Source organism: Corynebacterium lactis RW2-5 (assembly GCF_001274895.1).
Taxonomy (GTDB): domain Bacteria; phylum Actinomycetota; class Actinomycetes; order Mycobacteriales; family Mycobacteriaceae; genus Corynebacterium; species Corynebacterium lactis.
In genome coordinates, this window is record NZ_CP006841.1 from 2,267,843 (window position 1) to 2,285,177 (window position 17,335).

19 protein-coding genes are annotated in these 17,335 nt (G+C 63.8%); 5 read left to right on the forward strand and 14 right to left on the reverse strand.

Annotated features, from left to right (window positions below):
- Window positions 1–13: 13 nt before the first annotated feature.
- Complete coding sequence (locus tag CLAC_RS10030; protein WP_053412797.1) at window positions 14–706, forward strand: heme-binding beta-barrel domain-containing protein; 693 nt, start codon at window positions 14–16, stop codon at window positions 704–706.
- 24 nt (window positions 707–730) lie between these two features.
- Here the strand turns inward: CLAC_RS10030 and CLAC_RS10035 are convergent, their stop codons facing one another.
- Complete coding sequence (locus CLAC_RS10035; protein WP_053412798.1) at window positions 731–1,618, reverse strand: aminodeoxychorismate lyase; 888 nt, start codon at window positions 1,616–1,618, stop codon at window positions 731–733.
- A 41-nt stretch (window positions 1,619–1,659) separates the two neighbouring features.
- Between CLAC_RS10035 and ygfZ the strand changes: the two genes are divergently transcribed.
- Together ygfZ and CLAC_RS10045 are read left to right on the forward strand one after the other, a co-directional pair.
- The gene (ygfZ, locus tag CLAC_RS10040) at window positions 1,660–2,811 is read left to right on the forward strand and encodes a CAF17-like 4Fe-4S cluster assembly/insertion protein YgfZ (RefSeq protein ID WP_156324835.1); all 1,152 of its coding nucleotides are present in this window, start codon (window positions 1,660–1,662) and stop codon (window positions 2,809–2,811) included.
- Window positions 2,812–3,046: 235 nt separating this feature from the next.
- Entirely contained in the window at window positions 3,047–3,229 is a 183-nt protein-coding gene (locus CLAC_RS10045; protein WP_053412799.1) for a DUF3073 domain-containing protein, read from the forward strand.
- A gap of 104 nt (window positions 3,230–3,333) precedes the next feature.
- On the opposite strand, the gene purM is transcribed toward CLAC_RS10045, so the two are convergent.
- From purM to CLAC_RS10060, 3 genes are all read right to left on the reverse strand, one after another.
- Complete coding sequence (gene purM / locus CLAC_RS10050; protein ID WP_053412800.1) at window positions 3,334–4,398, reverse strand: phosphoribosylformylglycinamidine cyclo-ligase; 1,065 nt, start codon at window positions 4,396–4,398, stop codon at window positions 3,334–3,336.
- Between the two features lie 95 nt (window positions 4,399–4,493).
- Complete coding sequence (gene purF, locus CLAC_RS10055; protein WP_245622040.1) at window positions 4,494–5,993, reverse strand: amidophosphoribosyltransferase; 1,500 nt, start codon at window positions 5,991–5,993, stop codon at window positions 4,494–4,496.
- Between the two features lie 217 nt (window positions 5,994–6,210).
- The gene (locus CLAC_RS10060) at window positions 6,211–6,627 is read right to left on the reverse strand and encodes a sterol carrier family protein (RefSeq protein ID WP_053412801.1); all 417 of its coding nucleotides are present in this window, start codon (window positions 6,625–6,627) and stop codon (window positions 6,211–6,213) included.
- A gap of 30 nt (window positions 6,628–6,657) precedes the next feature.
- Between CLAC_RS10060 and CLAC_RS10065 the strand changes: the two genes are divergently transcribed.
- On the forward strand, window positions 6,658–7,665 hold the full coding sequence (locus tag CLAC_RS10065; protein WP_053412802.1) for an acyl-CoA thioesterase: 1,008 nt from the start codon (window positions 6,658–6,660) through the stop codon (window positions 7,663–7,665).
- Here CLAC_RS10065 and CLAC_RS10070 read toward each other — a convergent pair.
- From CLAC_RS10070 to purS, 7 genes are all read right to left on the reverse strand, one after another.
- Complete coding sequence (locus CLAC_RS10070) at window positions 7,662–8,393, reverse strand: hypothetical protein (protein ID WP_053412803.1); 732 nt, start codon at window positions 8,391–8,393, stop codon at window positions 7,662–7,664. The genes CLAC_RS10065 and CLAC_RS10070 overlap by 4 nt on opposite strands.
- Window positions 8,394–8,429: 36 nt before the next feature.
- Window positions 8,430–9,218 (reverse strand): ABC transporter ATP-binding protein, encoded by a 789-nt coding sequence (locus CLAC_RS10075; RefSeq protein WP_053412804.1) that lies wholly within the window; start codon window positions 9,216–9,218, stop codon window positions 8,430–8,432.
- Window positions 9,215–10,057 carry a FecCD family ABC transporter permease gene (locus CLAC_RS10080; protein ID WP_169750341.1) on the reverse strand — a complete coding sequence of 281 codons (843 nt, stop codon included), beginning with the start codon at window positions 10,055–10,057 and terminating at the stop codon, window positions 9,215–9,217. The genes CLAC_RS10075 and CLAC_RS10080 overlap by 4 nt, the downstream gene beginning before the upstream one ends.
- Before the next feature lie 111 nt (window positions 10,058–10,168).
- Window positions 10,169–10,741, reverse strand: a complete 573-nt coding sequence (locus CLAC_RS10085; RefSeq protein WP_082313341.1) for an iron chelate uptake ABC transporter family permease subunit — start codon at window positions 10,739–10,741, stop codon at window positions 10,169–10,171.
- Window positions 10,742–10,890: 149 nt separating this feature from the next.
- Window positions 10,891–13,233: a phosphoribosylformylglycinamidine synthase subunit PurL gene (gene purL, locus CLAC_RS10090; protein ID WP_053412807.1), complete on the reverse strand. Its 2,343-nt coding sequence runs from the start codon at window positions 13,231–13,233 to the stop codon at window positions 10,891–10,893.
- Window positions 13,234–13,261: 28 nt separating this feature from the next.
- Window positions 13,262–13,933 carry a phosphoribosylformylglycinamidine synthase subunit PurQ gene (gene purQ, locus CLAC_RS10095; RefSeq protein WP_053412808.1) on the reverse strand — a complete coding sequence of 224 codons (672 nt, stop codon included), beginning with the start codon at window positions 13,931–13,933 and terminating at the stop codon, window positions 13,262–13,264.
- Window positions 13,930–14,172, reverse strand: a complete 243-nt coding sequence (gene purS / locus CLAC_RS10100) for a phosphoribosylformylglycinamidine synthase subunit PurS (RefSeq protein ID WP_053412809.1) — start codon at window positions 14,170–14,172, stop codon at window positions 13,930–13,932. Before purS ends, purQ begins: the two co-directional genes overlap by 4 nt.
- 122 nt (window positions 14,173–14,294) lie before the next feature.
- Here purS and CLAC_RS10105 point away from each other — a divergent pair, with 122 nt between their 5' ends.
- Window positions 14,295–15,281, forward strand: a complete 987-nt coding sequence (locus tag CLAC_RS10105; RefSeq protein ID WP_245621861.1) for a hypothetical protein — start codon at window positions 14,295–14,297, stop codon at window positions 15,279–15,281.
- Here the strand turns inward: CLAC_RS10105 and CLAC_RS10110 are convergent.
- From CLAC_RS10110 to bluB, 3 genes are all read right to left on the reverse strand, one after another.
- The gene (locus tag CLAC_RS10110) at window positions 15,278–15,769 is read right to left on the reverse strand and encodes a glutathione peroxidase (RefSeq protein ID WP_053412810.1); all 492 of its coding nucleotides are present in this window, start codon (window positions 15,767–15,769) and stop codon (window positions 15,278–15,280) included. The two genes, CLAC_RS10105 and CLAC_RS10110, sit on opposite strands and share 4 nt — an antisense overlap.
- Window positions 15,770–15,803: 34 nt before the next feature.
- On the reverse strand, window positions 15,804–16,568 hold the full coding sequence (locus CLAC_RS10115) for a DUF2334 domain-containing protein (RefSeq protein ID WP_053412811.1): 765 nt from the start codon (window positions 16,566–16,568) through the stop codon (window positions 15,804–15,806).
- A gap of 61 nt (window positions 16,569–16,629) precedes the next feature.
- On the reverse strand, window positions 16,630–17,289 hold the full coding sequence (gene bluB, locus CLAC_RS10120; RefSeq protein WP_053412812.1) for a 5,6-dimethylbenzimidazole synthase: 660 nt from the start codon (window positions 17,287–17,289) through the stop codon (window positions 16,630–16,632).
- Window positions 17,290–17,335: the final 46 nt, after the last annotated feature.

Here is a 17,335-nt window from a genome sequence, read left to right on the forward strand (position 1 = left end):
AGAGTATGAAGACATGACCGAAAACAATGTCAGCGACAACAACGCAAACACACCAGAGCACGCCGCTGATGCGACGCAGCCGACACAAGGCCAGCGCCTCGACGGCAACGAGGCCGTCAACCGCGCAGCCGAGCAGGCAAAGACCACCTCGACTCGGAACATCACCGACCTGCTGGATTTGCCCATCGCGGACGAAACCGCGAACCTGCGCTACGGACCGAATCTTCACGACGGCCTCCTCGCCCTCCTCCCGCTCGTAGGCGTGTGGCGCGGCGAAGGCCAGGCCAACACGGTTGTCGACGGCGAGTACAACTTCGGGCAGCAGATTGTTTTCAGCCACGACGGCGAAAACTACCTGAAGTACGAGTCCCGCTTCTGGAAGCTCGACGACAAGGGCAAGCCCGCAGGCCCCGACCTGCGCGAGTCCGGATTCTGGCGGATTAACGAAAAGGACGAAATTGAGTTCATCTGCACCCACTCCACCGGCGTCGTAGAGATTTACTACGGCAATCCGGTCTCCGAGCGCGCCTGGGAACTGCAGGCCGCCTCCACCATGGTTACCGCCACAGGCCCCGCGGAGCTCGGCCCGGGCAAGCGCCTCTACGGTCTCATGCCGAACAACGATCTCGGCTGGGTCGACGAGCGACTGCGGGACGACGAGTTCGTGCCGCGCATGTCCGCGCAGCTCCAGCGCTACGCGGGCTAACTCGCAGGGCGGCCCTGAGGCTTCCTACTGGGCGGCCAGCGCCTCGTCGCACAGGCCCCGGAACTCGGCCTCGGCAGCCTCGTCGGGCTGCCGGATTGGCTCGCCGTCGATACTGCTGACCACAACGGCGATACGCACCGACGAGACCAGCCACACTGCATCCGCCGTGTAGAGATCGTCGGGGGTAAGCACCGCAGGGGTAACCTTCCAGCCCTTTTCCGCGGCTGCCTCGAACAGCGCCGCCTGAGTCGTCCCCGGCAGCACTCCCTCGCCCGGGTTGGGCGTAAGCAATTCTTTGCCCCGGACCACGATAATCGTCGAGGTCGGACCCTCCAGCAGGTTTCCCTCTGCGGAGGTGAAAATGACATCGTCGAATCCCTTGCCCTTGGCGTACCTCAGCGCAGCCATATTCGCGGCGTAGGACAGGGTCTTCGCACCGATGAGAGCCCACGGCGCGCGGCTACCGAGATTCAGCGAAAAGCCGCGCTCGGCCAGCATGACCTTCACCGGCTTCGTCCGTGACTCCACTATCTTCTCCGCGGAGCTGGCCAGCACGTAACCGGTCGGCGTCCCCGTTGATTCACGGCCACGGGAGTACACCCACCGCAAAGTGGCATCGGAATGCACGCCCTTGCGTTCCAATTCCCCCAGCGCGAGCGCCGTCGCATCGCGCCACTGATCCAAATCCGGAGTGGGCAGGTCGAGCATCAGCGCGGAAGATGCGAAACGCTTCTCATGCCGATCCGTATTGCACGTATGCCCTTGCCTGACCAGCAGAGTTTCGAAAACTCCGTCGCCACGGATAGCGCCTAGGTCATCGGCGTAGAGGAACGCGGCGCCCGCGTCGAGCGTGCGTGGCCCGTCGGGTGCGAAGACATCGACAAGTACGAGATCTGAGAGGGAATCGGTCATAGAGCCAGCATATTCCGTCGGATTCTGGTTAACATGTTGGGGTGAGTGTTGAATATGTAAGTCCTCTGCTCTCTCACGTGCCGGGCGCAGCCGCCGCGGATGTCGCGGATACTACGGATTTTGCCGCCGCGGGCGAAAATGCCTCTATCGGTGACTGGCACTCGGCCGTAGCCTGGCACTACGGCGATCCGCTGGTGGAGCAGCGACACCTCCAGGAAGACTGCGGAGTCGTCGACCGCTCTCACTACCGGGTCATCGAAGTCACCGGCGACGATCGACTGACCTACCTCAACACGCTTTTTTCCCAGAAGGTCGACGATGCCCAGCCCGGCACCGTCACGGAGGCGCTCAATCTGGATGCGAATGGGCATGTCCAGCACCATATGACAGTGACAATCCTTGAATCCTCTGTGCTTATCGACGTTGCCCCGTCCGGGTTCGAATCGCTCCTGAAGTACCTCTACATGATGGTCTTCTGGTCGAAGGTCGAAATTACTGAAGCCCAGCGCGCGATTATCTCGGTGATGGGCCCTCGGGCACCCGAAACGCTGGTTGCCGCCGGCCTGGCTTTCCCACAGGTGGGTAAGGCGGCGCCGGTAGGCAACTCGGTTGTCAGACACCTGCCCTGGCCTGCGGGAGGTCGCGTCGATGTCCTAGTTCGTCGAGAGGATCTGGCTGGAGCGTGGGATGCGCTTGTCAACGCGGGTGCAGCCCCAGTCGGTCTGATGGGCTGGGAGGCCGAGCGCGTCGTGTCCCTGCGGCCCGAGATGGGCCTGGATATCGACGAGAAGATGATTCCGCATGAGGCACCGCGATGGATTGCCTCGGAGTTCGATACGGCCGCAGTCCACCTGAATAAGGGCTGCTACCGAGGCCAGGAGACGGTCTCGCGTGTGCATAATGTTGGCCGCTCCCCACGAGTTACCGTGATGCTGCAGCTGGACGGATCGGCGACGCTGCCGTCGACGGGCGATGCCGTTATGGCCGGCAAGCGCTCGGTGGGGCGAATGGGAACGGTGGTTCAACATGCGGACTTCGGACCGATCGCCCTGGCCCTGGTAAAACGCTCCGCCCAGGAACGGGAGGATCTCACGGTCGGAGAATGTGCGGTATCCGTGGATCCCGCCTCGATTGACCGCATTGAGCAGCTGCCGCCGGGGCGCGTTGCCATGAACCGACTTCGGGGGAAGTAAATATTGGTTGGTGCGCTCCAACCTAATTTTTTCGTACTTTTTTCATTTGGCGTTTTTGCAGGTAGATGCGGATAACATCCGTTTTAGAGGGGTGACACGGCCCTGTTTAGGTATGCCCGCGTCAACTCTTGACCTTTTTATCGGCTATGGTGTCTTACAGGAATTGACGCAATAGACATAAGTGGGTCGGCCGCATCCCCGTGCCGGCCCACGGATTACACAAGGGGGTCAGGCCATGGGTCGCGGCCGTGCGAAGGCAAAACAGGCGAAGGTTGCCCGTCAGCTGAAGTACGATTCTCCAGAAATGGATTTGGAGCGTCTCCAGCGGGAACTCGTCGGCAAGTCGAACGAGTCCGATCAGGAAGACGATTACTCTGACTGGGAGGAATGGGCCTCAGGCGCAGATGATCACCGTTAGTGGTCCTCGATGCCACTCTTAAATATCGAAAAACGCGCACTCGCTTTTGAGTGCGCGTTTTTCTTTGCGCCCCGGGGCGCGTATAGGCCCAGGGCGAAAGCAGCCTAGAAGCGCGGGTGGCTGCCGGTGAGAACAGCGCCCTCCTCGCCCTCGGCGGTAGCACGGACGGTGCCGAGCTCCCACGCGTCGATGTGGCGGGCGGTCAGCAGAGCTAGCGCGCGGTCTCGGTCCTCGGCGGAGACGATCGCAACCATGCCGATGCCCATGTTGAAGGTCTTCTCCATCTCCTCGCGGGCGACGTTGCCCAGCTCGGCGATCGTCTTGAAAATTGGGCCCGGGGTCCAGGTCGCGCGGCTCATGTCGGCGGTCAGCCCCTCCGGCATGATGCGAACCATGTTGCCCACCAGTCCGCCGCCGGTGACGTGACAGAAGGTACGGACCTCGGCCTCGTTCATCAGGGCCAGGCAGTCCTTGGCGTAAATCTTGGTCGGCTCGAGCATCTCCTCGCCGAGAGTACGGCCGAAGTCCTCGACATAGGCGTCGAGCTCCAGTCCGGCCTTCTCCAGCAGGACGTGGCGGGCCAGGGAGTAGCCGTTGGAGTGCAAGCCGGACGAGGCCATCGCGATGATGACATCGCCCTCGCGGACGCGGTCCGGACCGAGAACCTTGTCCTCCTCGACGACGCCGACACCGGTCGCGGAGACGTCGTACTCGTCCGGATCCATCACGCCCGGGTGCTCCGCGGTCTCGCCGCCGAGCAGGGCGCAACCGGCCTGGACGCAACCTTCCGCGATACCGGAGACGATCTCCGCCACGTGCTCCGGGACAACCTTGCCGATCGCAATGTAGTCCTGCAGGAACAGCGGCTCTGCACCGCAGACGACGAGGTCGTCGACCACCATTGCAACGAGGTCGAGGCCAATCGTGTCATGCTTGCCGACGGCCTGCGCGACGGCGAGCTTCGTACCAACGCCGTCGGAGGATGCGGCGAGCAGCGGCTTTTCGTAGTTGCCGAGGGCGAACAGGCCTGCGAATCCGCCGAGTCCACCGCGGACCTCGGGACGGGTCGCCTTCTTCGCGATCGGGGCGAATAGTTCGACGGCGCGGTCGCCTGCTTCGATGTCGACGCCGGCTGCGGCGTAGGAGGCACCAGAAACGTTCTCAGTCATTAGAGGTTCTCGCTTAGGCTTTCTCGGGCCTTTCAGGCCCGGGTTTGTATCTGCGGGTTTTGTGAAACTGCGGGGTATTGGGGTGGATAGCGATTCTAGGCGTTGGCCTGCTCTGCTTTTTTAGCTGCCTGCGCCGCCTGCATCCGCTCCACGGCTGCCGCGTTGGCGTTGCCCTCGGGCAGGCCGAGCGGGTACTTGCCGTCGAAGCATGCGCAGCAGACCTCGTTCGGGGCCTGCTCCGACGCGGAAACCATGCCGTCAATGGAGACGAAGCCCAGACTGTCGGCCCCAATCGCTGTGGCAATGCCCTGGACCACGTCGTTTTCGTCGACGCCATTGGCCAGTAGCTCGCCGGGCGAGGCGAAGTCGATGCCGTAGAAGCAGGGCCACTTCACTGGCGGGGAGGCGATGCGGACGTGGACTTCCTTCGCACCGGCCTCGCGCAGCATGCGGATTAGGGCGCGCTGGGTGTTGCCGCGCACAATCGAGTCATCCACGACGACCAGGCGCTTGCCCGCGATGACTTCCTTCAGCGGGTTTAGCTTCAGGCGAATACCCAGCTGGCGAATCGTCTGAGAGGGCTGGATGAAGGTGCGACCAACGTAACCGTTCTTGGTCAGGCCCTGACCGAATGGAATCCCGGACTCCTGAGCGAAGCCCACCGCGGCCGGCGTGCCGGACTCCGGGACGGGCATGACCAGGTCACCGTCTGCTGGAAATTCGCGGGCGAGCTGCCGGCCGAGTTCCAGGCGCACTGCATTGACCGAGCGCCCGCGAATCACGGAGTCGGGGCGCGCCAGGTAGACGTACTCGAAGATGCAGCCCGCGTGGGTAGTCCCCGCAAACCGACGCGAGCGGACACCGGAGGCGTCGATGGACACTAGCTCGCCCGGCTCGATCTCGCGGACAAAGGACGCTCCGACGATGTCGAGCGCGCAGGTCTCCGAGGCAACGACCCACCCAGTGGACAGTCGGCCGAGGCACAGCGGACGCACACCGAAGGGATCACGCGCCGCGTAGAGGGTTTCGCCATCGGTGAAGGTCAAGCAGAACGCGCCCTGCAGCCGCGGCAGCAGCTTCATCGCGGCGGCCTCCACTCGCGTGGAGCACCCATCGTCCTCAGGGTGGTCGGCCTTGCCGGTCTCGTCGGCCAGCAGAACCGTCATAATCGCGGAGTCGCTGGGCATGTCGCCCTCCTCCGACACCAGCCGCTTTTCCACTGCCTCTTTGTAGAGGGTGAGGTGGTTGGTCAGGTTGCCGTTGTGCCCGAGCGCAATGTCGGTTCCGTCGGAGGACATCTGGAACATCGGCTGGGCGTTTTCCCAGGCAGGGGCGCCGGCGGTGGTGTAGCGGGTGTGCCCCACCGAGACGTAGCCCTTCAGGGCGTCGAGAGTTTGTTCATCGAAAACCTGGGAGACTAGGCCCAGGTCCTTGAATACGAGAATCTGATCGCCGTCGCCCACTGCGATACCGGCAGCCTCCTGACCGCGGTGCTGCAGGGCGAACAAGCCGTAGTAGGTAAGTTTGGACACGTCTTCACCAGGTGCCCATACGCCGAATACGCCGCACTCCTCGCGCGGGGCGGTTTCCCCCATATCGTCGTAGGGGGAAATCGGCTTAGCGATGGAATCTGGTGCACCTGAAATTTTGGTATCGGCCACGTGACCCACCCTAATAGCCGCACCCGCCTGGGTACTAATTTACGAAAGTGCTAAACCCCCCACTACATTTGTGCGTCCCACAGGTAGCGTTTGTGCGCTTGCCGACGCCGCCCTCCTCCGCAGGCAATCACCCTTTTCGCGCGGGAGGCGGTCACACGCGCGCCACCGGCAGGTGATCAGCAATCTCTCCCGCCCTGGTGCCGGAGGCGTCGATGTGGTCGCCGACCTCGTCGTAGCGCAGCAGGCCAAGCGCCAGCCCCAGCCAGAGCTCAGGCGCCATCTCGACGACGTTCGGGGGCGTGCCGCGCGTATGCCGCGGCCCCTCGATGCACTGCACTGCCACGAAAGGCGGAACGCGCAGCTCCACGCTGTGCCCCGGTGCCTCCTGTGCCAGCATCCGCGCCGAAGATCGCACCGCATTCGCCAGGGTCGCGCGCGTTGGTCGCGCCACTTCGCTTTCCGACGCCTCCACGGCGCCAATCCCACGTTGCTCTAGGGCTGCCGCTACCCAGGGGGCGACGGCGTTAAGGGCGCTGCGGACGTCGGCAGGCGAAACTTTTGGTGCCATGTCCCCCATCTTAGAGTTATTGTTTTAGACATGGATACGCAGTCAACTGATAAGGACCTTGAGGTCCACGCCCCCGCCTCCTCTTCCCTGACGCTCCGGTTCATGGCCGCGCCTACCGATGTCATTATGGCCGGCTCTAATTCCGTCCACGGAGGCCGGGTCCTGCAGTGGATCGATAAGGCGGCCTACGCGTGCGCCACGGCGTGGTCCGGCAAGTACTGCGTGACGGCCTACTTTGGTCACATCCATTTCACCCGCCCGATTCCCAGCGGGCACCTGGTCGAGGTGCGTTCCAAAGTCGCCCACACCGGGCGCACTTCCATGCACATCGTCAATGAGGTCCTCTCCGCGGACCCGCGCGATGGAAAGTTCACCCGCGCCGCCGACTGCCTGGTGATCTTCGTGGCCATGGACGAAAACCGTAAGCCTTCGCCGGTGCCGAAGTGGATTCCGAAGACCGACGACGAGATCCGCACTCAGCAGGCCGCCCTGTCCCGCGTGGAGCTGCGCCGCGACATCGAGGCCTCCATGCGCGCTCAGACTTACTCCGCGGATTCCTCCGCGCCGGAGATGACCACCCGCTTCCTGGCTAAGCCCACCGACGTCAACTGGGGTGGCAACGTCCACGGCGGCACGGCCATGGAGTGGATTGACGAGGCTGCGACGGCCATCACCATGAACTGGGCGGGCCGCCAGACGATTGCCGTGTACGCCGGTGGTATCCGCTTCTACAAGCCGATTCATATCGGGGACCTGGTGGAGGTTAAGGCGCGCATCCTGCGCACCGGCACGACTTCGATGCATCTGTCCGTACACGTTTACTGTGGTGAGCCCCGCAAGGGCCGCGGCGGCCTGGAGAAGGCTCTGCACTCGACTATGACCTACGTGGCGATTGACGACGAGTTCAAACCCCAGCCGGTGCCGCACTTCCAGCCGACCACCGAAGAGGACAAGCGTCTTCACGCCCACGACCTGGCGCTGAAGGCACTTCGCGACGAGTACAGCCCGATGCCGCTCGTGCTGCCGGAGGGGCGCTAGGCCTCGGCGCCGTCGCCCGCCCCCACCTTCGCCTTCTTGGAGTTCTTCCACCAGATGGACAGGAACATCCATCCGATCAGGGCGAAGGTGATGTACATGACGTACTTGTCAATCGTCTCCAGGGAGGATTGAATGCTCGGGCCAAAGGTGAGACCCAGGTAGAGGTAGAAGCACTTGAGCATCACCGCGAAGATAAAGAGGTAAGCGCCCACGAGCCAGCCCTTTGCTCGTGCGATACCTCCGATGCCCACCACGATGGTCGCGGGGATCGGGGAAAACGGGACGAACGAGGCGAAGAGACTCACGTCAATCCTGCGGTAGATGAAGGCCTCCATCTTTCTAAACCAGCGCGGCGGGTACCCGCCGAAACTCATGGTGATAAATTCCGGCCCCCACTTTTTGCCCATCCAGTAAAACAGCGGCATGAACTTGATAGTCGACAGCGCCGCGACCAGCACGACAAACGCCAAAAACCACGGCCGGTCCGGGTTCTTCGCGGCAAGAATCAGCACGGATAAGTTCGAACCCGACAGCCAGGTGTGCAGGAAGGTGTGCTCCAGAAGCAGCACCGCACGGAAAGGGATGAGGGCGAAGCCGTAGACGGCCATCGCCATCAACGAAGCGTAGAGAATCTTGTCGATTCTGTCCGGTTCCCGTAGGAAGCTGGGCAGGTCCTCGTGGGGGTCGTGTTCTTGCGTAGCGGCGCTGTCTCTGTCGCTGGAAGTCATGAAAGACAGTGTATCCGCGCTACGCCCTCCCGCGATTTAGACCGCCGGGATGACCAAAGGCAGCCCGTTGTCCGGGTGCCTGCCGATGGTCGCCTCTACCCCATAGACCTCGCGCAGCAACTGCTCGTCAATCACGTCCGCCGGAGCGCCCTGCGCGACAATCTTTCCCTCGGCGAGGACGACCAGGTGATCGGCGTATTGAATCGCCTGGTTGAGGTCATGCAGGACCATGATGACCTTCGTCGCGGAGTCGTCGTGAAGCGAGCGCAGCAGCCTCAGCACGGCGGTCTGGTGCCCCAGATCCAGGTAAGTGGTGGGTTCGTCGGCGAGGATCCAGTCGGTGTCCTGCGCCAGCACGCACGCGAGCCATACTCGCTGGATTTGGCCGCCACTGAGCTCGCTGACCTGACGGTCAGCCAGTCCGACTATCCCGCAGCGCTCCAAGGCGCGGTCGATGATGGCGTTGTCCTGCGCGGTCAGGCCCCGCAGTGGCTTTCGATAGGGAAAGCGACCGTAGGAAACCAGCGCGCGCACGTCGATTCCGGTCGGCGGCACCTCCGCCTGGGCGAGCAGCGAGACCCGCCGCGCCAAGTCTTTCGCGCCGATGCGGGCTAGGTAGCGGCCGTCGAAGTCAATGCGCCCGCGCTCGGGCCGCAGCAGCTTCGCGAGCCCCGCCAGCAGTGTCGACTTACCACTGCCGTTCGGGCCGACTAGCGCGGTACAGCCCGGCGCCAGATCGAGATTCAGCTTTTCGACGACCGGGGCGCCGCGGTAGCCAAGCGTTAGGTCGGTCAGGGCAAAGCCGTCGGCGAGATGTGCCGTCATGCTGCGGTTTCCTTTCTACGAGGTGCCAACTTGCCACGGCCTCCGCGGAGGGCGACGAGGATGAAGGGTATGCACACGGGCGCCACCAGCGCACCGACCGGCAGACCCGCTACGGCCGCATCTGACCACGGGATGGCCAAGGTGGTGCGAACGGCGAGGACGTCGGCAAGCGAGAGGATGGCGGCACCCACCCCGGCGGCGGACGGAATGAGAAGCGACGGCTGCGTGGTGCGGATAAGCCGGCGGGCGATTTCCGGGGCGGCCAGGCCGAGGAATGCGACGGCCCCGGCGATGAGTACGGCGGCGGTCGTCAACGCGACGGCCATGAGAAACACCCCGACCGCCGCGGGAATCAGCGCCGAACGCAGATCCGCGGCGGTGACTGCGTTCAGGGAACCGACCATCCACCGCAGAACCGCGCCCAGGGGCAACCCAGTGATGGCGAGAACTCCGGCCGTCAGCGCGGACACCACGGAGCCGACGATGACGCCCGTGAGCACCAGCCGCACCCTGTCGAGCTGGCCGGACGATGAGGAGTACAAGATCAGGGCGAAGTTGCCCAGCGCGCCGATAAGCCCAGGTAGCGTCACCCCGAACTGCGCCCATCCGGCGCCCCTCGAGGCCACCACGCCGAGCGCAGCACCCGCGGACACTCCCAGCAGGCCGGGCTCAGCGAGCGGGTTTCCGGTGACGAGACGCATGAGGACACCCTCCACTGCCAGCAGGGCGCCGACCGCCACGGCACCGAGGGCCCTCGGCAGGCGCAGGTTCACAATCAGCAGATGGGACCGTCGCTCCGGCTCGCCTAGCAGTGCCGCCACCGCCTGCCCCGCACTCACTCCCCCCCCCACGCCCGAGGACCATTTGCATGACGACGGCCACGGCCGCGGCTACCGCACATACTGCAAGCAGAAGCAGCGTTCTGGAAAGGTACGGAATCCTCGTGGTCCTCATGCGCGAATCCTTCTCAACACGATCAGCAGGACCGGCCCGCCGATAAGCGCGGTAGCCACGGACAGCGGCGACTCCCCCGGAGCCGCCACAACCCGGGAGAGGCAATCGGCGATGGTGATTAGCGCGGCGCCCGAAAGGGCAGCGGGCACCAGGACTACCGAGGTTCTCCCCTGTCGCAGAGCCCGGCGCGCCAGGTGCGGGGCTGCCCGCGCCACGAAGGAGATTGGACCACACACGACTACCAGGAGAGACGACACTACGGTGGCCAGAGCTAGCACAGAAAATCGCACATTTCCGGGGCGGGCTCCCAGGGGCGCCGCCGCGGAGCCCCCCCCAAAAAAAAGGCGGACCGCCTCTACCCTCCGAGTGAGCAACGCTGCGCTAAGTGCGGTCAACCTCGCGGCGATGATTGCCGGAGTCACGTCGTCCCAGGTGCGCCCGGCGATGGAGCCAAGCATCACCGTGTAGAGCAGCCCCACTGCTGTCGACGATGCCAGGGAGATCACCGCAACCGTCAGCGCCGAGATGAGGGCCGCGGCACCCGCAGCCTGGGACTGGTGGCAAAGCAGGCCGCGGAGGCCATTGCTAAGAAGTAAGGGGCGCTCATCATCAGGAGCACGCGACGCTTACGACATAAGTAAAGGCCCGGACCTCAAGCACCTGCTTGGGATCCGGACCTTTACTCTACTCGGCTTTCGCCCAGCTCTAAACGGCTTCCCTACTCCGCCTCAACGACAGAGTTGGCGCCGGCTGCGTGAGCGAACAGGCGCGGCAGGGTGCTCTTCCACGCCTGGGCTGCCTCTGCGACCGGCAGGGAAATCTCCACGCCAGCGCCGGAGACCTCGATTACGGGCTCTGCGGCATCCGCGACGACGCGGCCGAGTGCCACGGCCTTGACACCGGTAGCTGCAGCGCGCGCGGCCAGCTTCTCCCCCGCCGATGCCGGGACGGACACCAGGGCGCGGGCCGACGACTCCGAGAACAGGGCCACGAAAGCGTCGGAGGAGACGTCGTCAAGCGAAACCTTGACACCTACGCCGGACTGAATAGCGGCCTCAACGAGAGCCTGCGAGAGGCCCCCCTCGGAAAGGTCGCGGGCGGAAGCTACGAAGTGCTTGCCCTCTGCGGCGATGGTGCCGTGGAAGAACTCAACCAGGCTCTCCTCGGCATCCAGGCGATCGCGCGGTGGCATACCGCCCAGCTCGTTATGAGCGACCTGCTGCCAGATGGAACCACCCAGCTCATCGTCGGTCTCGCCCAGCAGGTAGAGCAGCTCGTCCTCTCCCTCGACGGTGCCCAGGCGGTTGCCGATGGCGTGCTCGACATTGTCGACAATGCCCAGGACGGCAATCACCGGGGTCGGCAGAATCGGCTCGTCGCCGGTCTGGTTGTAGAAGGAGACGTTACCGCCAGTGACCGGCACGGACAGCTCCGCGCAGCCATCGGCGAGACCGCGTACGGCCTCCGCGAACTGCCACATGGCGTCCGGGTTCTCCGGGGAACCAAAGTTCATGCAGTTCGACACCGCGTACGGCTTCGCGCCGGTGACGGTGACGTTGCGGTGCGCCTCGGCCAGCGCCAGGCGGGCACCAGTGCGCGGGTCGAGCTTGGTGTAGCGGCCGGAGGCGTCGGTCGCAATCGCGATGCCACGGCCGGTCTCCTCGTTGACGCGCAGCACACCGGCGTCGGAGTTCTGCGCCGCGACGGTGTTGCCGCGCACGTAGCGGTCATACTGCTCGGTGATATGCGCACGCGAGCACAGTGCCGGGCTGGCGGCAAGGTTTAGCATGGTCTCGCGCAGCTCATCGCTTGCCGACGGGCGCGCCAGGTCGCGCTCGGTCTGGAGCGCATCCTGCCAATCCGGGCGGGCGTACGGGCGGTGGTAGGTCGGGCCCTCGTCGGCGATGGTCTTCGGCGGGGCATCGACCACGGTCTTGCCGCCATGGGTGATGACCAGGTTCGGGTTCTCGGTGACCTCGCCGATATCGGACGCAATGACGTCCCACTTGGCGCAGATCTCCATGAAACGGTCCACATCCTCCGGGCGGACGATGGCACACATGCGCTCCTGGGACTCCGAGGACAGGATCTCCGCGGCGGTCATGTTCTCCGCGCGCAGGTGGACGTTGTCCAGGTTGACGGCCATGCCGCCCTCACCGGAGGCAGCCAGCTCGGAGACCGCGCAGGACAGGCCCGCGCCGCCGAGGTCCTGGATACCGACGACGACATCGGCCTTGTACAGGTCCAGACAGCACTCGATGAGAACCTTCTCAGCGAACGGGTCGCCGACCTGGACGGCCGGGAGCTTGCGCTCCGACCCCTCTTCGAAGGTGTCCGAGGCCAGCACGGACACGCCACCGATGCCGTCGAGGCCGGTGCGCGAACCGAAGAGGACGACGCGGTTGCCGGTGCCGGTCGCGAACGCCAGGTGGAGGTCCTCCACCGGAAGCACGCCGACGCACAGGGCGTTGACCAGCGGGTTACCGGCGTAGGACTCGTCGAATACGGTCTCTCCGCCGATGTTCGGCAGGCCCAGGCAGTTACCGTATCCGCCCACGCCGGCGACGACGCCCGGAAGCACGCGCTGCGTATCTGGCGCGTCGGCAGGCCCGAAGCGGAGCTGATCCATCACGGCGACCGGGCGGGCACCCATAGCCATGATGTCGCGGACGATACCGCCGACGCCGGTGGCCGCACCTTGGTACGGCTCGACGTAGGACGGGTGGTTGTGGGACTCGACCTTAAAGGTCACAGCCCAGCCGTCTCCGATGTCGACAACACCGGCGTTCTCGCCGATGCCGGCCAGCATCTTGGACTTCATCTCGTCAGTGGTGGTCTCGCCGAAGTAGCGCAGGTGTACCTTGGAGGACTTGTACGAGCAGTGCTCGGACCACATCACCGAGTACATCGCCAGCTCGGCGTCGGTGGGGCGGCGGCCCAGGATGTCGCGGATGCGCTGGTACTCGTCTTCCTTCAGCCCTAGCTCAGCCCAAGGCTGATCGAGCTCAGGGGTTTCGGCGGCGTGATCGACGGTGTCGTCGTGCACGTGAAATTCAGTCATTGCAGTGTTTCCCGTCTTCCCTTTTCGCTTATGCGCCTACGTTTTCGACGACCGACAGGAACAGCCCCAGGCCGTCCAAGGATGGGCCGGTCAGCTTCTCGACGGCGTGCTCCGGGTGCGGCATCAGGCCAACGACACGACCGTTAGCGCTGGTAACACCGGCAATCGCGTTAATCGAGCCGTTGAAGTTATCCGTGTAGCGGAACACCACACGACCCTCGTTTTCGAGTTCGGCGATGGTCTCCGGGGAGGCCTGGAAGCGGCCCTCGCCGTGCTTGGCCGGAATCAGGATCTTCTGTCCGACCTCGAACTGCGTCGTCCACGCGGTCGAGTTATTCGCCACCTCGAGGTAGGTGTCCTCGCAGTGGAAGTGCAGACCCTGGTTGCGGGTCAGGGCACCCGGTAGCAGGCCAGCCTCGGTGAGAATCTGGAAACCGTTGCAGATGCCCAGCACCGGCATGCCGCCCTCAGCGGCGCCGATAACCGAATGCATCACCGGCGCGAGTGCAGAGATAGCACCCGAGCGCAGGTAGTCACCGTAGGAAAAGCCTCCGGGGACGACCACACCGTCGACGCCCTTCAGGTCGGCGTCGGCGTGCCACAGCTCCACGGCCTCGGCGCCGGCAATCTTCACCGCGCGAGCGGCATCTACGTCGTCAAGCGTTCCTGGAAAAGTAATGACGCCAATGCGGGCGGTCACTTGGCCTCCTCACGCACAATCACGTAATCCTCAATCACGGTGTTTGCCAGAAGAATCTCGGCCATACGCTCCACATCGGCGTCGGTTACAGAATCGTCTACTTCGAGTTCAAATCGCTTTCCCTGGCGTACATCTGCGACGCCATCTACTCCGATTCGCCCCAGTGCGCGCTGCACTGCCTGACCCTGGGGGTCAAGAATTTCAGCTTTGGGCATTACATTGACAACTACACGGGCCACGCTTTGCTCCTGGTTGTTGGGATTATCCGCCCAGCCGAACGACAGTTTTGGTTTTTCTGGCGGGCGATTCCAGACACCACTCTACAAGGGCGACCCCAAAGTCCCTATTATCCTTAATACTTATGACCCCTAAATCCCCCTCGGACCCCACTGCGGACGGCTCGCCCGAGCGCTCAGGCGAGCGCCCCGGTGTCCCCACCGACGGTGCCAACGGCGCCGACCGTGCCGACGCCAGCCCCGAGGTGGCAGGTGAGCGCTCAATGGCTCGGAAATTACGTGATGTGCTTCCGCCCGTCTCGATTGTGCTGCTGACCATCCTGTTCATTTTCGCCGGATGGTTCAACTTATACGGACCCGTCAATCTCCTGGCCTGGCGCGGCGGCGAGTTCCCCGAAACCGAAAAGGACCGCCCCTTCTACCAGCAGGACCTCAAGGACATCACTCGCTTCCAGTACGAGAACCAACCCGATCACGCCGTCTATTTCGGCGCCGCGTGCGGGGCCAGCGAGGACGATATTCTGCGCGTAATACCACCCCTGCCTGCCGACGCCCAAATAGACGAACCTCGCCCCCCTCACGGCCCTGAATTTATCCCCAACAAAAAGGGGCTTGGCAACGATTCAGGTAAGAAAGATGCCACCAACGAGGAGTTCAACTCACACCTCGACGCGTTCGGCGACAAGGTTGACTGCGGGGGCAGATGGGACGCGGCTTTTATCTCCTTCGCCATGGCCGCATCGGATCTTCCCTTCTACCAGCCCGAGCCCGGACGCGACATTGAGAGCGAAAACTTCTGGCTGGTCACAGACGTGGAGCAGCTGATGCAGGTCTACCGCGACCGTGGCGCGTTCTTCGACAACCCGGACTTCTCCCCGCAGGTCGGCGATGTGATTTTCTACCGCTACCCCGGAGGCCTCGGTGTCCACGCCAACATGATTGTGGCGGTCACTGAGGACTGGATAACGGTCGGCGGAGACGAGTTCGGCAAAGTCGGGCTGGCAAGCATGACCCTCCGCAACCGCGGCGGCATCGTCGGATACGGCGCATCCGGGTACTTCGAAGGCGCTCCCTTGCCATCTCCGGCTAGCGCCTATCGACAGGAGAACTAGATAGGCAGGTTGTCCTCGATTAGGTCGCGGACCTGCTCATCATCTGGCTCTACCTTAGAGCGGAAACGTCCCAAGACATCGCCCTTAGGCCCCACGACAAACTTCTCGAAGTTCCACTTCACGTCGCCGGCCTCGCCATTCGGGTCAGTGGCCTTCTTCAGCTCCGTAAAAAGCGGGTGCTCGTCGGCCCCATTAACGTCAATCTTGGAAAACAGCGGGAAGGTTACACCAAATTCCTTACTGCAGAAGGCCTTAATCTCCTCCTCCGAGCCCGGCTCCTGCCCACCGAACTGGTTGCAGGGGAAGCCCAGGACGAAAAAGCCCCGCGGCGCCAGGTCGTCGAAAAGCCCCTGAAGCGCGTCGTACTGGTCAGTGAAACCGCATTCGGACGCTGTGTTGACAATCAGCAGGACATGGCCCGCCCAGTCGGAGAGCTTCGCCTCCGCGCCGTCGATGGTGGTCAGTGGGATATCGAAGAGATCGCTCATGCCACCCAGTCTAAGCTGGCTTTACGGCGGGCGGCTAGGATGCGTCGCGCAGCCCTGCCACCTGCGGCTGGCTGTGATATCCCAACGGGACTTGGCCGTACCGGGCCGGCTGCGCGCCTGCATGAATAGCCTCGTCGATGATGGAGAACATGTCGCCGCGCAACTTGTGCTCGCGCAGGCGGGTCGCCGCCACGGACAGGCGAATCGGTCGATTCTTGGCAAGCGAGCGCTGCACAGAACCGCGCACCGCGCGACGCCACCAGCGGGCACCGCCGAAGCCCTCGCCGAGGGCAAGAACGCGGGTGGGGTCTACAGCCCCAGTGGAAAGATCATGCACACTGTTGCGGTCCGCGGCAATCCTGAAACCGAGATCCGGCAGCACCTCAAGGGTTTCGGGGGACATCGTCCACTTCGGCGGGGCGAAGATGTCGGTCTCAATGCCGAGTGCGCGCATCTGGCGGGTGGCGGCGGTCAGTCGCAGCCGGGCCTCGTGGGCGGACAGCGAGGAGAACTCGGCGCTGCGGCCGCGCACGGACTGGTCAAATCCGGCAAGGACTATCTCCATGCCATCGTTAGCACGGTGGAGCACCCAATCAAGAACCGCCGGGGCATTGCGTAAGGCCCAGTCCTTACCGGAATGGGGTGCAACCAGCAGTGACGGCGAGATACCGCGCTGATGCAGCGCTGCGACGAAGCGGGCAACGTCGAGCAACGTGTCATCGCGCAGACCCGAAACCGAGACGACCAGTGGGGAGCGCGTGACGCGACCCTGTGATTCGCTTACTTCGCTTACTGCCATGGGAATTACAAAAACAGCTTTAGGTAAATTCCCGGTGACGGGCGAGACAAAGGTTGGGGAATTATTCCCAGTGCACGACCTGCTCCAGTGGAAGCCCCTTGCGCCAGCCAAAGCGCTCCAGGTCCCGCTCCTTCGCCAGCTCCGTGACGGGGCCCAGGCACAGCCAGGCAACAGGGCGAACCGGGGCTTTGGCACCCACAAAGTCGGCGAGGAAATCCTCGTGGTAGAAACTAACCCAGCCCATGCCGAGCCCCTCGGCTGTCGCAGCCAGCCACATATTCTGGATAGCCAGGGCTACCGACATCAGTCCGGTGTCGTCGATGGTGTCCCGGCCCAGGATATTCTTGCCACCACGCGTCGGGTCGTAAGTCACAACAACTCCCGTCCCCGAATCCACGATGCCCTCAATCCGGATCGGGTTGAAGGTCTCGCGCCGCTCCCCCACAAGCTTCGCCGCGAACTCCTCGCGGCGGTGGCCCACATGTTCCGCGAACGAGTCCAGACGAGCCGGATCCTGGATGACGTGGAAGTCCCACGGCTGCGACAGTCCCACCGACGGCGCCGCGTGCGCCGCCGCGAGCACGCGCATCAGTCGCTCGCGGTCGACAACCTCGCCGGAGAACTCGCGGCGCACATCGCGGCGCCGGAAAATATTGCGATACACCACCTGCAGCTCGGGAGTTAATTCGCCGAACTGCTGCTCAAAGGCTTTCTCTGACATGCTTCAAAATTTTAGCGACGCCGATTCCCGTCAGCCCCCCCCTAGC

Coding starts and splice junctions, on each gene's coding strand:
- bluB (WP_053412812.1), bottom strand. CDS start 17,289: ATGTCAGAGAAAGCCTTTGAGCAGCAGTTCGGCGAATTAACTCCCGAG.
- purL (WP_053412807.1), bottom strand. CDS start 13,233: ATGACTGAATTTCACGTGCACGACGACACCGTCGATCACGCCGCCGAA.
- purM (WP_053412800.1), bottom strand. CDS start 4,398: ATGACTGAGAACGTTTCTGGTGCCTCCTACGCCGCAGCCGGCGTCGAC.
- purF (WP_245622040.1), bottom strand. CDS start 5,993: ATGGGGGAAACCGCCCCGCGCGAGGAGTGCGGCGTATTCGGCGTATGG.
- CLAC_RS10115 (WP_053412811.1), bottom strand. CDS start 16,568: ATGGCAGTAAGCGAAGTAAGCGAATCACAGGGTCGCGTCACGCGCTCC.
- CLAC_RS10075 (WP_053412804.1), bottom strand. CDS start 9,218: ATGACGGCACATCTCGCCGACGGCTTTGCCCTGACCGACCTAACGCTT.
- CLAC_RS10065 (WP_053412802.1), top strand. CDS start 6,658: ATGGATACGCAGTCAACTGATAAGGACCTTGAGGTCCACGCCCCCGCC.
- CLAC_RS10035 (WP_053412798.1), bottom strand. CDS start 1,618: ATGACCGATTCCCTCTCAGATCTCGTACTTGTCGATGTCTTCGCACCC.
- CLAC_RS10060 (WP_053412801.1), bottom strand. CDS start 6,627: ATGGCACCAAAAGTTTCGCCTGCCGACGTCCGCAGCGCCCTTAACGCC.
- CLAC_RS10105 (WP_245621861.1), top strand. CDS start 14,295: ATGACCCCTAAATCCCCCTCGGACCCCACTGCGGACGGCTCGCCCGAG.
- CLAC_RS10030 (WP_053412797.1), top strand. CDS start 14: ATGACCGAAAACAATGTCAGCGACAACAACGCAAACACACCAGAGCAC.
- CLAC_RS10045 (WP_053412799.1), top strand. CDS start 3,047: ATGGGTCGCGGCCGTGCGAAGGCAAAACAGGCGAAGGTTGCCCGTCAG.
- CLAC_RS10070 (WP_053412803.1), bottom strand. CDS start 8,393: ATGACTTCCAGCGACAGAGACAGCGCCGCTACGCAAGAACACGACCCC.
- CLAC_RS10110 (WP_053412810.1), bottom strand. CDS start 15,769: ATGAGCGATCTCTTCGATATCCCACTGACCACCATCGACGGCGCGGAG.